The organism is Staphylococcus caprae, from assembly GCF_003966625.1.
Classification (GTDB): Bacteria; Bacillota; Bacilli; order Staphylococcales; family Staphylococcaceae; genus Staphylococcus; species Staphylococcus caprae.
Genome location: NZ_AP018587.1, coordinates 1461362 through 1475109 on the forward strand (window position 1 = coordinate 1461362; position 13748 = coordinate 1475109).

Here is a 13748-nt window from a genome sequence, read left to right on the forward strand (position 1 = left end):
AGGGAATCGCACTTGGATTTGTTTCAACTTAAAACGCGTCCTGTCGTTATTCGAAGAGAATTGTTGGATCACTATGCAGAATTAGGTATGGACGAACAAGATTTAGTCATCTTAATCAAACTCATTTATGCTTCAGAGACGTCTAATAAACAACCCTCTATAGAAACACTTCAACAAGGGTCTTCGATGCAACCGCGTCAAATCACTTCCGTCATCCAGAATTTAATTCAGCGTGAACTGTTGGAATTAAATGTGAGGAAAGATGAGGAAGGTAAATTCACAGAATATATGAATTTGGACCCATTTTATGAAAAGTTAAGTCAAATACTGAAAAAGCAAAATTTAGATCATCAAGAATCGGATAGTGTAGAACAATTTAAACAATTATTTCAATTGATGGAACAATCTTTCGGCAGACCACTTTCGCCATATGAAATAGAAACTTTAAATCAATGGATTGATGTAGACCAACACGATTTATCTGTGATTCAAGCAGCGTTAGACGAAGCACTTAGTCAGAATAAACTAAGCTTTAAATACATTGATCGTATCCTATTAAACTGGAAAAAGAACAATGTCAAAACAGTAGATGACTCAAAAAAAATAAGAGAACAATTTAATCAAAATCAACCCAAAATGAAACATGTTGTAAAAAAAGTACCCAAATTTGATTGGTTAAATGGAGAGAAGCCAGATGATAAGTAAGAAAAAAGGTTTAGAAATGATAGATGTCATCGCTGATATGTTTCCTGATGCTGAATGCGAATTAAAACACGATAATGCATTTGAACTCACCATTGCTGTATTATTATCTGCTCAATGTACGGATAATCTAGTCAATCGTGTAACGCGCACACTTTTTGAAAAGTATAAAACACCGGAAGATTATTTAAACGTCAGTGATGAAGAATTACAAAATGATATTCGTTCCATAGGTTTATATCGCAATAAAGCTAAAAATATTAAAAAGTTATGCCGTTCTTTACTAGATCAATTCGACGGAGAAATTCCTCAAACACATAAAGAATTGGAAAGTTTAGCTGGTGTAGGACGTAAAACTGCGAATGTAGTGATGAGCGTTGCATTTGGCGAACCCTCTTTAGCTGTCGATACACACGTAGAAAGAGTATCTAAACGTTTAGGTATTAACCGCTGGAAAGACAATGTAAGACAAGTTGAAGATCGTTTATGTGACATCATTCCTCGCGAACGATGGAATAAAAGTCATCATCAACTCATATTCTTTGGAAGATATCATTGCTTAGCCAGAAAGCCAAAATGTGATATTTGTCCGTTGTTAGATGATTGTCGCGAAGGGCAGAAACGTTATAAAGCAAGTTTGAAAGAAGCGTGATTCCATGATTGAAAAAAGTGATTTCGAACAACTTGAAACACAATTAGATGCATATGCAAGTCAGAAAAAATTAAAATCACAAGAAGCTCAACCAGTCATTGATGATTACTTTGAAATGATATTGAATTACTTTAAACAAATTAACGAAATTGACCACATCAACTTTGATAAGCTTAGCGAATATCCTGTAGTACCAATGAATTTTGACGAACGTTATCATTATATGGTCTCAAGAAAATATCATTTTATGGGGTATCGCCAGATGAAAACGTTAAAATCTGAGTTGATTAAAATGAATGCATCTTATCAAATAAGAAAGAAACGACAAAACAATAAATAGTAAATAAACCCTCACTTATGACTAAAAGGCATTAAGACCTATAAAGTGCATAAATGAGGGTTTTTGTATACAAAAAGAATCCCAATTTTGAAGTTCAAAATTGGGATCTTTTTAAATGAATTATGATGCTTTATCATCAAAAATTGCATTTAAGTTAAATAGTCGTGTCAGTGCATTACCTGAGCTACTTTGAGATGAGCCGTTAGTATTGCCTGAACTACTGTTAGAGCTTGATGATGAACCGTTGCTTGAACTTGAAGAAGAAGTATCGCTATCTCCGTGAACACTGCGGTTCGTAGTGTTATTGTCAGGGTGTCCTGCAACAGATAAGTTATCACCATCGCTACCATTAACATCTTTAGGTTTCTTGAAGTCTTCGCCATCTTTAGAAGAAATATCTGACATTACATCTTGGAAAAGATATTGTGGATATTCTTGTTGAGAGTGGCCGACAAATGAGTTAGTACCGTATTGTTTAACTTTATTGAAGCCCATCCATACTGACATTGTGTATTGAGGACTAAATCCGTTAATCCATACGTCTTTAGCTGCACTATCTGGTAGGTTATATTGTTGATAAATTTCAGCACCATACGTACCAGTACCAGTTTTCGCACCTAAATTAACTCCAGAAACACCGTGTCCATACGCTGAACCGTATGCTTTAAATGTACCTTTTAAGATTTCAGCTAACATGTAAGCTGTATAATCTTTCATCGCTTTGTGACTAGAATGATCATATTCAATCGTGTCACCATCGTGAGTAACAACTTTTTGAATAGAGTGGGCATTGTTATAAGTACCACCATTAGCAATTGCAGCGAATGCAGAAGCTAATTGAGTAGGTGAGAATTCAGAAGATGAACCACCGAGTACTTCTGATGGACCTATTTTACCACTATAATCTAAGCCAACTTTTGAAGCGAATTTCTTAGGTGCATCGTTTCCTGCTGATTTTTTAACTTGTTGCCAAGTTTTAAGGGCAGGAATGTTGAAACTTTGACGTAAAGCATCATAAGCAGATACATTACCATGACTCTTAGTGTCATAGTTTCTAAATTCTGAGCCATCAACCCAATATGATGATTCGTCTTGAATCGCATGGTTTGTAGCCCATTGCATGTTTTCAATAGCTGGTCCATAAGCTAAGAATGGTTTTAATGAAGAACCAGTAGGGTGTGCATCAGTAGCTTGGTTACGTTCAACTACGTTTTTGTAATTACGTCCACCAGATATAGCTACGAGTCCACCAGTTTTACTATCTAAGATAGTTGCACCGACTTGTTGGTCATCATTTTTATAGTAGTTAGAACCACCATTATCAATACGATCTTGAAGCGTTTTTTGAACATCTTTGTCCATGTTAGTGTAAATCTTAATACCACTTTGTAAGACATTACCTAAGTTTTTGTCTTTGAAGTATTTGTTGTTCATTAATTCTGATTGAACAAAGTTAACATATGAATCATACTCTGTATCTTTTTCATTACCGTTAACTTGACGTTCTTTCTTAGTACGTTCAACTAAGTTCGCTTTAAGATTGATCTTCTTAGCATCAGCATATTGCTTGTCACTAATTCTATGATGTTTATGCATTAAGTAAAGAACTGTATCTTTACGATCGTTAGCTTCTTTTGGATTGTTATAGATGTTATAAAGGTTTGGAACCTGTGGTAAACCTGCAAGATAAGCTTCTTCAGCTAAGTTTAAGTCCTTCAAGTCCTTGTTGAAGTAATACTTAGCAGCAGCTTTAACACCTGTTACACCGTCAGAATAGTAAATTTTATTCAAGTAAACTTGGAAAATTTCATCTTTACTATATTCTTGTTCAAGACGGTAGGAGAGGTAAGCTTCTTGAGCTTTACGACCGATAGATTTTTGTTGCGTTAAGAATGAGTCTTTAACAACTTGTTGTGTTAATGTTGACGCACCTTGAGCACCGAATCCACCAGTTAAGTTTTTCCCAACAGCACCAAATAAACGTTTATAATCTAACGCACCATGATGATAGAATCGATTATCTTCTGTAGCTAAAACGGCGTATTTCATATTTTTAGGCACGTCTTTAATATTGACGTGTTCATGACGTTGGCCGTTATCCAATGTTTTAACCAGATCTCCATTTTTATCGTAAATCTTAGCTGGAATTGGATCTTCTAATTTGGACTCGGTAAAAGCTGGTGCTTTCCATGCATAATAAGCAAACAACAAGATACCAAGTAGCAACAGAACGAAAAATGCGATAATCATAAAGCCAATGATCTTGATGATCGTTCTCTTAACATTCCTATTCTTTTTTCCGTCGGACTTCCCACCAGTTTTACTATTATTCTTTTTAGGTTGAGAAGACCCTTTATTTTCCGTCATACGCGGTCCTCACTTTCATCTAATATCAACTTATCAACTGCTTTGAGGTAATCCAATCTTGGTTGATATTGATAAGGAATATGGTAACCATTTTTCCGAATTTCTTCAACAGTAATCGATTTTTTAATTTCTTGGATGTATCTTTCCCAATAAAATTCAAATTTTGAATAAGGCAAAATATAGACTTCATCAAGCGTTTTAAAACGTATCATAAGAAAAACAATTCCCTTTTGAAGATATGTATTTTTCATATGTTCAACTTGATGCGAGTGAATATTATTTAATGGAAAAGAAGTTTTATTCTTCGTTTCCTTTGCCTCAAAATCGATATAATAACCATTATAAACACCGTTATAATCGGTTGTTGAAGGTGTACGAAAATAAGCTTCATTTATCACAGCCTTACTTCGTTTAGGATAGTGAACATTCACTATTTGAACGGGGGTAGGCTTTTTGTGAATGACTGCTATGCCACTCTTAAGATAATAAGCATTAGAGTGCTCAATATCTTTCTCCAGTGACATCCCGCGTCCACCGTATTCAATGTTACTTGAAAATGGCGATGGGTTGCGTCCGTCCAAAGACTTATTTTTAGAGTATGGTTTACCATTAGGATAATTCATTATATTCACCACACAAGTTTGATTAAAAAATAACTGCTATATAATAAGAAAAGATTCAATCAAACTCTAGTTTTTGAATGTATATGTCATTAAACAAACATACATCATTCACTATTTTAACGTGATTAAGTTATTCTGTCACGGTTTCTTTCACAAATGAAAGATAAATGTAACCTTTAAGTTATTCAATTTTTATAATTTAAATGACGCTCTCAATAATTTTTCAATTATCATTTTCCAACATCTATTAACATCCTCTCGCAAAAGAAAACATTCAATGAAATTATATACGTTTACATGACTTACGCTTTCATGTTGTGTTAAATTAATTTTGTAGGAGGCATCCTTATGCAACATTTAATAGAACAACTCATCATAGAAATCACTGAAATGAATCATCGTTTTGAAAGAGTTAAAGCATCAGAGATAGATTACGATTTTTACGACGTCGTACAACCTTACACAAAATCAATCGATAGCAAACTCGATGATTTAAAAAATTATGATAAACAGATAATTAATATGCCGTATATGACACCAACAAAATTCAATTTACTCATATCTAATATTCAATCTTTATCTGTAGAATGTCATTTTAAACGTACAAGTCGAAAACTTTTCACTGAGAAAATCAAAAGTGTACAGTACGATTTAAAAAATATTTTAACGCATCATGTTTAATGAGGGTGAATATGGTTAAAACTGTTTATGTTACTGGATACAAATCTTTTGAATTAAATATATTCAAAGATGATGCTCCAGAAGTTTCATATTTAAAGAAATTCATAGCACATAAATTAGAACAATTATTAGATGAAGGTCTAGAATGGGTTCTGATTCAAGGACAAATGGGTATTGAATTATGGACTGCTGAAGTTGTAATTGAACTTAAAGAGAGTTATCCAGAATTAAAGTTAGGAATTATTACTCCTTTTCTCGGCCATACGAATAGATGGAATGAACAGAATCAGGCAAAGTACACATCCATTGTGCAGCAAGCTGATTTTACGGAAAGCATTCATCATTCAGAATACCAAGGTCCATATCAGTTCAAACAAGCTGATCAATTTATGCTAGATCATACAGACTATACCATTCTAATTTATGACGAAGAACAAGAGGCTAGCCCAAAGTTCTTCAAAAGGATGTTAGTTGAATTTATGGAAAAAACAAACTATACTTGTGATATTGTGACGTTTGATGAACTCACTGACTTCATCAACGACTTGCAGTGGTCTCAAGATCAAAGTTTCGAATGAGGTGGAAAAAGATGTCAGATGTTTCATTAAAATTATCAGCAAAAGATATTTATGAGAAAGACTTCGAAAAAACTATGGCTCGTGGCTATAGAAGAGAAGAAGTAGACGCTTTTTTAGATGATATTATTACAGATTATCAAAAAATGGCAGACATGAATAATGAAGTTGTTAAACTATCAGAAGAAAATCATAAACTAAAAAAAGAACTTGAAGAATTAAGACTTCGTGTTGCTACAACAAGACCACAAGAAAATAAAAACTTTTCTTCTAACGGTGCCAATAACTCATCAAACAATGTAGATATTTTAAAACGTATTTCTAATTTAGAAAAAGCGGTATTCGGTAAATAATCAAATTTATTTACTTATCGACTTAAAATTGTGTTATAATCGCAAAAGTGATATTTCGGGTAATCGCTATAGCAATATAGAGGAAAGTCCATGCTCACACAGTCTGAGATGACTGTAGTGTTCGTGCTTGATGAAACAATAAATCAAGGCATTAAATTGACGGCAACGAAATAACCTAAGTCATTTGATATGGTTAGAATAGTTTGAAAGTGCCACAGTGACGTAGCTTTTATAGAAATATAAAAGGTGGAACGCGGTAAACCCCTCGAGTGAGCAATCCAAATTTGGTAGGAGCACTTGTTTAGCGGAATTCAACGTATAAACGAGACGACTTTCATACGAACGTGAAAGTATGTAGACAGATGGTTACCACCGACGTACCAGTGTAACTAGTACACGATATGAGTACAACGGTACAGAACATGGCTTACAGAAATATTACGACTAGTTTAGCTCTCCCCATTGTGATGGAGAGCTTTTTTAATTTTTAAAAATTACCATTAAACACCTCAATGTCATCAATCAACGCAGACATTTTCCTAAATAACAGTAAAATGATTACAATAAATTGAAAGTATTAAAATTGATATATAAATTTGATAAAATACAGACAACACGTATAAAGGAGTAAAGACATGTTTCAATTATTAGCAGTGTGCCCAATGGGACTTGAAGCAGTTGTAGCTAAAGAAATACAAGAGCTTGGATATGATACACAAGTCGAAAATGGACGCATCTTCTTTGAAGGAGACGAAACAGCAATCGTCAAGTGCAACTTGTGGTTACGAACGGCTGACCGTATCAAAATTGTCATGGGCCGTTTTGATGCGAAAACATTTGACGATTTATTCGAACAAACTAAGGCGTTACCTTGGGAAACAATTATCGACAAAGAAGGTAATTTCCCAGTGCAAGGACGTAGCGTTAAATCAACATTACACAGTGTACCTGATTGCCAAGCCATCACTAAGAAGGCAATAGTTGAACGCCTTAAGAAAGCGTATCAAGAAAAAGGTTGGCTTAATGAAACCGGCGCCAAATATCCAGTTGAAGTAGCGATACTCAAAGACAATGTGTTATTAACAATTGATACTTCAGGATCTGGACTCAATAAACGTGGCTACCGCATGGCACAAGGTGAAGCTCCGATTAAAGAAACATTAGCTGCGAGTTTAATTCGTTTAGCAAATTGGAAGGGAGATACGCCACTTATCGATCCTTTCTGCGGTTCAGGTACCATCGCAATTGAAGCATGTTTAATTGCTCAAAACATTGCGCCAGGATTTAATAGAGACTTTGTATCAGAAGAGTGGAATATGATGCCACCAAATATTTACGATAAACTACGTGACGAAGCTGATCAAATGGCTGATTATGATAAAGAAATAGAAGTCTATGCTTCTGATATCGATCCAGAAATGATTGAAATTGCGAAACGTAACGCTGAAGAAGTAGGACTCAGTGACATTATTCAATTTTCAGTTAAAGATGTGAATACGTTAACCATTGATTCTGAAGGCCCTGTAGCCCTAGTAGGAAATCCACCTTATGGTGAACGTATCGGCGACCGTGAAGAGGTTGAAGAAATGTATCGCTATATCGGAACGTTAATGAAAGAACATCCTTACTTATCTACTTATATTTTGACAAGTAATAAGGAATTCGAGTATTTAGTCAATCGTAAAGCGACGAAACGCCGTAAATTATTTAATGGATATATTGAATGTACGTATTATCAATATTGGGGTAAAAAACCTGAATCTAAATCATAAGGTTTACTTTTTGTTCTTTTCGTGTAATAGTAATAACCTTGTAAATCAATTCATTCGCACTCTTATCGCTACTGTAGTACAGTTGAATAAGAGTGTTTTAATTTTTTAAAAAATAATAATATAAAATAAATAAGACGACCAGAAAGGGGAATATCAATATGAAAACTGTATTAATTATCGGCGCTAACGGTAGAGTTTCTATCGAAGCTACTAAAATTTTTCTTGAAAACTCTAGCTTTAACGTAGACTTATTCTTAAGAAATGCACATCGTATCCCTGACTATGCTTCTAATAGAGTGACAGTGTACGAAGGAGATGCCAAAAATAAAGAAGATCTCGAAAAAGCTTTAAATGAAGTTGATGTTGTATTTGCAAGTTTATCCGGCTCTTTAGATAAACAAGCTGAAACAATTGTCCAAGCTATGGTTAGTAAAAACGTTAAACGTTTAATCTTCGTTGCGGCTCCTGGCATCTATGATGAATTACCAGAGTCATTTAATGAATGGAATAAACAACAATTTGGAGAAAAATTAAGTCTCTACCGTAAAGCTTCTGATATTATTGAAAGCTCAGATTTAGACTACACAATTATTCGTCCAGGTTGGTTAACTGATAAAAATGAAAATGTCTTTGAAATTACAACAAAAGACGAAATATTTAGAGGTACGGAAGTTTCAAGAAAAAGTATCGCATCATTAGCTGTTCAAATCGCTAAAAATCCAGAACTTCACTCAAAAGAAAACATCGGTGTAAATAAACCTGGAACAGAAGGCGATAAACCCGCATGGTTTGAATAATAAATCTAGTATTTTAACATAGGTTTTATTCAGCCTATGTGATAAAATTTAAAATATCATAACTTTTGAAAATTAGGGTTTGTCATTGAGACTAACCTAATTTTTTTAATTTTTTTCGCTAAATAAACCAAGCGTTATCTTTTATCGATGGAACTAAAGGGGATTCAAACACATGGATAATACTGAACAATTAGACATTTTATATAAATTAAAAAAAGAAGTAGAGAAATCAAATAATGATGCATTAGTTAATACAATTAATCAGGTTATAAAAAAGGTATATCTCAATCAATTTACCGCTTCGTTTGTGGGGCACTTTTCAGCGGGTAAATCAACATTAATCAATTTATTACTTGAACAAAATATATTACCAAGTTCACCTGTGCCAACGACAAGTAACACGGCGATTGTTTCAGTTGCTGACGAGCCAGGCATCATCGCAAATCTACCACATCAACAATACACAAAATTAAAAACGTATGACGAAGTGAAACAAATGAATCGTCAAAATGTCGATGTAGAATCAGTTGAGATTAATTTCCCATCAGACAAATTTAACAATGGATTCACGCTTCAAGATACACCTGGTGTAGATTCCAACGTCGCAACACACCAATCTAGTACAGAACAATTTATGTACACAAGTAATATTTTATTTTACACAGTTGACTATAATCACGTGCAATCTGCATTAAATTTCAAATTTATGAAACGCATTAACGAAGTAGGGATTCCTGTCGTTTTCGTCATCAATCAGATTGATAAACACAATGAGGAAGAAATTACATTCGACACATTTAAAGCACGTGTTGAGAAATCAATCAATGATTGGGATATTCATCTTACTGATACATACTACGTCTCTAAATTTGATCATCCGGAGAATCAAATTGATGAATTATCCAACTATCTCGTTGAAATGGATAATAACCGTGAATCTGTAGAAGATTATGTTCATCGTACGGTCGAATTCATTACTGATGCGCAACTCGCTTATATTCAAAATGAAATCCAAGATATTCTCGACACATTGGACATCGAAGAAGAGGGTTTCGAGCAAGCCTACGTTAAGTTCCAACAGAATCAAGAAGTGAGCGAAGAAGCACAACTCTTAAATGATGACGATAAATTGCTCAATTATTTGAAACAAAAGCGTAAAGATATTCTAGAGAATGCGTATATTATGACACATGACATGCGCGAATCATTGAGATCTTACTTAGAAAGTAAGTCTGATGATTTTAAAGTTGGTGGACTGTTCAATAAGAAAAAGAAAAAAGAAGAAGAACAAGAACAGCGTTTAAATAAAGCCACTGATGAACTACAAGATAAAGTCGATCAACAAATTCGTCAGCCTCTTCGCGAAGATATGTCGTTCTTAACGCGATTCATCAATAGCAGTGAGGTCAATGAACATATTTTAAATCAGGATTATCGTATTCAACCCAAGCTTATTTCTGATTTATACCAACCGCAAACAAGTATTAGTAACACTTATGTTTTAACATTCTCAGATGAAGTGGTAAAAGCTTTAAATAAATTCATTGAAAATGAATCCAACCTAATCTTTAAAGAAGCAGTGAACCATGCGCACGCTAGCGAACTCACTACTGATGACAATGAAGATAAACAAGAATATGAAAAGTTCATCGAATTCAAAAACTTAAGAGAGTCGCTGACAACGAAGAACTATCAGCATTATTACATTCATTTAGATGATTCTCTTGATAAATTAATCGGAAGAACTGAAGCGAATTTCGAACTTAAAGAAGAAAACTCGACAGCTTTTCATCAAAAGCATGAAAAAAGAGAACAAGTTGAGGCAGAAACAGCTAATCAAGTTGATATTCAAAATGCACTTGAAGTTGTCGAAGACGTTCCACTCTTCGATCGAACTAAAAAAGATATTAAAGATACGATGCATCGCCTTAATCACCAAATCACTAAAATTGGTGTGTTTGGTACATTTAGCGCAGGTAAAAGTAGCTTAATCAATGCATTACTCGGTGGACAATATTTAGTAAGTTCACCTAATCCAACAACTGCCGCTACTACAGAACTGTCATATGGCGATGAAAGTCAAATTACCCTAAAATCTGCCGACCAATTACTCGAAGAAATTAACAACGTACTAGAATATTATGATACATCGTTCGATTCTTTAGAAGCTTTCATTCATAGTGATTTAAAGAAATTAAAGGCACAACTTGAGAAGAATCAACTCGCATTTATAAATGCGGTTGAGCAGCATTACGATATGTATCTAGATATGCTTAATGAAGGCGAAGTTCACACCGTTTCTCAAGATGATGTTAAAAAATGGAGTGCCGAAGACGAATATGCGACATTCGTTAAGACCGTCCATCTTAATCTGCCACTCGAATGGCTCAAAGGTAAAATCGTCGTCGATTCGCTTGGTTTACATTCAAATAACCAACGTCATACTAATGAAACTGAACAAATTCTTACATCATCAGATTTAATTCTATATGTAAGTTATTTCAACCATTCATTCACTGATAATGACAAAGCCTTTATCGAACACATGAAAGATATGAACCAATTAAATGAGAATCAAGCCTTTAAGATGGTTATCAATGCGGTTGATTTAGCTGAAAATGAGGACGACCTTAACGCAGTACATGATTATGTCGCTGATGCACTAGGACAAGTGAATCTACATTCTGAAATATTTAATGTCTCAAGTCGTAAGGGGCTTAAAGAAGGCGATCAAGGCATAGACGATTTACGAAATAGTATCCAACGTTTCGCTGATGTAGAATCTAAAACCATTTTAGAACAACAAATGGTTCATCAAATTCAGCAAATGAATGATTCATACAAAGAAATGATAGAAGAATTCCATAACAACAAAGATCAAATTGCAGCGAGACAAAATAAATTATCACAAATTAAAGATGAAGATAGACTCAATCAACAATTAATTAATACTACGTCACAACATACGTCTAATGAAGTGGAAGAACAAATTTACCATTTAAATGGTCGCTTAAAATTACAACTTCTAGATGAAGTTAAATCGGTTTACAACAGTCAAATGACTCAAAATAGTGACTTTAATGAAGAAAAGAAAATTTCATCTAAAACGTACTTAGACCAAATTCATCAACGTCTATATTTAGAACAATCATTAATTACTGAAAGAATTAAAAAATATTTTAATACACAATTAGAAGAACAAGTTGCTCCTATAATTAAGAAGTTGAATAATATTCACGTGTTAGTTAAGGCGGATTTCAATATAGAATCTGATGTAGAAGAAGCACCATTTTTAAGAATAGATTTAAACGAGATGGTCGGTGCACTTCCGAAACAATTAACCAAACGTAAATTATTAAATCCAAATTCACAACGTGACATTCAAGAACAAATTTCAGATACGACATTGAAATTATTGCAAAATGGCATGAGCGCGTTTAAACAACAACTTGATAGTTATGTACATCAAATGTCTCGACAAGCCGAAGATCAATTTAAAGAATTAGAACAACATATTCAAGAACAAATTGATGAACTGTTATCATTCAAACTTGATGATTCACTGATTCAACAACTTGAAACAAAATCAAAACAACTAGACGAAATCTTATAAAGAAGAAAGAAGGACGCTTTAATGGAACAAAGAGTATTACTTGTAGATGGAATGGCGCTACTCTTTAGACATTTCTATGCGACAAGTTTACACAATCAATTTATGTACAACTCTAAAGGGATACCGACAAACGGCGTTCAAGGGTTCGTTAGACATATTTTTAGCGCGATTAAAGAAATCAACCCTACACATGTTGCAGTATGTTGGGATATGGGACAACAAACCTTCCGAAATGAAATGTTTGAAGGTTATAAACAGAATCGACCAGCTCCACCAGCCGAACTCATCCCTCAATTCGATTATGTCAAAGAAATCTCTCAACAATTCGGATTCGTTAATGTAGGCGTCTCTAATTATGAAGCGGACGATGTGATTGGTAGCCTTGCCAAAGAATACTCAGAACACAATAATGTTTATATCATCACTGGAGATAGAGACATACTTCAATGTATTAATGACAATGTAGAAGTTTGGCTTACTAAAAAGGGGTTCACGATTTACAATCGATATACGTTAAATCGTTTTAGAGAAGAATACGGATTAGAACCGAAACAATTAATAGATGTTAAAGCATTCATGGGAGATACAGCAGATGGGTATCCAGGTGTTAAAGGTATAGGAGAAAAAACAGCGATCAAATTAATTCAGAATCACCATACAGTTGAAAATGTAATCGAAAATATTTCAACGTTAACGCCTGCACAACAGAAAAAGATCAATGATAACATTGATAATCTGCATCTATCTAAATCATTAGCAGAAATCCATACACAAGTTCCTATTGAAACAGAAAAGCTATTCGAAGAGATGACATACGCTCATGAATTAAATGATATCTTGTCGATTTGTAACGAACATGAGTTATACGTTTCTGGAAAATATTTAGCAAGCAATTTTTAAAATATAAACCAAATGATTCGTTGGAAATTTTTTCCGATGTATCATTTGGTTATTTTTTTACATTTTAATGATAGTCACTAACAACATTCACTTTTATTTTATAAAAGTTATGTGAATTAATTTCACAATCCTATATTAAAATGATATTATTATTTAGAACGAATAAAATATTGTTCCAGACGCTATTGTGATAAATGAGAGGGCATACCGATATCAAATTAATTTTGAAATGACGTCAATTGCTCTTTTTTATTGAGTGCAATTTGAACGATATCATTTCATTTAAACAACTTCGAAATACTTATTTGCTCAGATTCGACTATCACATTAAACACCAAAGACAAAACATCAAGAAGAGGAGTGGACAATAGCT

The 13748-nt window shown here is 33.8% G+C and carries 12 protein-coding genes and 1 other RNA gene; 11 read left to right on the plus strand and 2 right to left on the minus strand.

Annotated elements, in window-relative coordinates:
- The first annotated feature begins 12 nt into the window (after positions 1-12).
- The 3 genes from JMUB898_RS07095 to JMUB898_RS07105 are packed head-to-tail and all read left to right on the plus strand — an operon-like array spanning position 13 to position 1694.
- Positions 13-705 carry a DnaD domain-containing protein gene (locus tag JMUB898_RS07095; RefSeq protein WP_002442934.1) on the plus strand — a complete coding sequence of 231 codons (693 nt, stop codon included), beginning with the start codon at positions 13-15 and terminating at the stop codon, positions 703-705.
- Positions 695-1354, plus strand: a complete 660-nt coding sequence (nth, locus tag JMUB898_RS07100; protein ID WP_002442933.1) for an endonuclease III — start codon at positions 695-697, stop codon at positions 1352-1354. Before JMUB898_RS07095 ends, nth begins: the two co-directional genes overlap by 11 nt.
- Positions 1355-1358: 4 nt before the next feature.
- Complete coding sequence (locus tag JMUB898_RS07105) at positions 1359-1694, plus strand: YpoC family protein (protein ID WP_002442932.1); 336 nt, start codon at positions 1359-1361, stop codon at positions 1692-1694.
- Positions 1695-1814: 120 nt separating this feature from the next.
- Here JMUB898_RS07105 and JMUB898_RS07110 read toward each other — a convergent pair whose 3' ends face one another.
- Together JMUB898_RS07110 and recU are read right to left on the minus strand one after the other, a co-directional pair.
- Entirely contained in the window at positions 1815-4061 is a 2247-nt protein-coding gene (locus JMUB898_RS07110; RefSeq protein ID WP_002442931.1) for a transglycosylase domain-containing protein, read from the minus strand.
- The gene (gene recU, locus JMUB898_RS07115; protein WP_002442930.1) at positions 4058-4684 is read right to left on the minus strand and encodes a Holliday junction resolvase RecU; all 627 of its coding nucleotides are present in this window, start codon (positions 4682-4684) and stop codon (positions 4058-4060) included. Before recU ends, JMUB898_RS07110 begins: the two co-directional genes overlap by 4 nt.
- A gap of 348 nt (positions 4685-5032) precedes the next feature.
- Here recU and JMUB898_RS07120 point away from each other — a divergent pair, with 348 nt between their 5' ends.
- The 8 genes from JMUB898_RS07120 (at position 5033) to JMUB898_RS07155 (ending at position 13375) form a co-directional block, all read left to right on the plus strand.
- Complete coding sequence (locus JMUB898_RS07120; protein WP_002442925.1) at positions 5033-5365, plus strand: DUF1798 family protein; 333 nt, start codon at positions 5033-5035, stop codon at positions 5363-5365.
- An 11-nt stretch (positions 5366-5376) separates the two neighbouring features.
- Positions 5377-5943 (plus strand): SLOG family protein, encoded by a 567-nt coding sequence (locus JMUB898_RS07125; protein WP_037541447.1) that lies wholly within the window; start codon positions 5377-5379, stop codon positions 5941-5943.
- A gap of 11 nt (positions 5944-5954) precedes the next feature.
- Positions 5955-6293 carry a cell division regulator GpsB gene (gene gpsB / locus JMUB898_RS07130; protein ID WP_037541446.1) on the plus strand — a complete coding sequence of 113 codons (339 nt, stop codon included), beginning with the start codon at positions 5955-5957 and terminating at the stop codon, positions 6291-6293.
- A 51-nt stretch (positions 6294-6344) separates the two neighbouring features.
- An RNA gene (rnpB, locus tag JMUB898_RS07135) (RNase P RNA component class B) lies at positions 6345-6728 on the plus strand.
- Positions 6729-6928: 200 nt separating this feature from the next.
- Positions 6929-8065, plus strand: coding sequence for a THUMP domain-containing class I SAM-dependent RNA methyltransferase (locus JMUB898_RS07140; protein ID WP_002442920.1), 1137 nt, complete (start codon positions 6929-6931; stop codon positions 8063-8065).
- 152 nt (positions 8066-8217) lie between these two features.
- Positions 8218-8862, plus strand: coding sequence for an SDR family oxidoreductase (locus JMUB898_RS07145; RefSeq protein WP_269471255.1), 645 nt, complete (start codon positions 8218-8220; stop codon positions 8860-8862).
- A gap of 172 nt (positions 8863-9034) precedes the next feature.
- Positions 9035-12475, plus strand: coding sequence for a dynamin family protein (locus JMUB898_RS07150; protein ID WP_126501962.1), 3441 nt, complete (start codon positions 9035-9037; stop codon positions 12473-12475).
- Between the two features lie 21 nt (positions 12476-12496).
- Positions 12497-13375, plus strand: coding sequence for a 5'-3' exonuclease (locus tag JMUB898_RS07155; RefSeq protein ID WP_002442914.1), 879 nt, complete (start codon positions 12497-12499; stop codon positions 13373-13375).
- The last annotated feature ends 373 nt before the right edge of the window (positions 13376-13748 follow it).

Bases quoted from the DNA above. Each gene is read 5' to 3' on its own strand.
- recU (WP_002442930.1), bottom strand. From the start codon at position 4,684: ATGAATTATCCTAATGGTAAACCATACTCTAAAAATAAGTCTTTGGAC.
- JMUB898_RS07120 (WP_002442925.1), top strand. From the start codon at position 5,033: ATGCAACATTTAATAGAACAACTCATCATAGAAATCACTGAAATGAAT.
- JMUB898_RS07150 (WP_126501962.1), top strand. From the start codon at position 9,035: ATGGATAATACTGAACAATTAGACATTTTATATAAATTAAAAAAAGAA.
- nth (WP_002442933.1), top strand. From the start codon at position 695: ATGATAAGTAAGAAAAAAGGTTTAGAAATGATAGATGTCATCGCTGAT.
- gpsB (WP_037541446.1), top strand. From the start codon at position 5,955: ATGTCAGATGTTTCATTAAAATTATCAGCAAAAGATATTTATGAGAAA.
- JMUB898_RS07140 (WP_002442920.1), top strand. From the start codon at position 6,929: ATGTTTCAATTATTAGCAGTGTGCCCAATGGGACTTGAAGCAGTTGTA.
- JMUB898_RS07125 (WP_037541447.1), top strand. From the start codon at position 5,377: ATGGTTAAAACTGTTTATGTTACTGGATACAAATCTTTTGAATTAAAT.
- JMUB898_RS07105 (WP_002442932.1), top strand. From the start codon at position 1,359: ATGATTGAAAAAAGTGATTTCGAACAACTTGAAACACAATTAGATGCA.
- JMUB898_RS07155 (WP_002442914.1), top strand. From the start codon at position 12,497: ATGGAACAAAGAGTATTACTTGTAGATGGAATGGCGCTACTCTTTAGA.
- JMUB898_RS07110 (WP_002442931.1), bottom strand. From the start codon at position 4,061: ATGACGGAAAATAAAGGGTCTTCTCAACCTAAAAAGAATAATAGTAAA.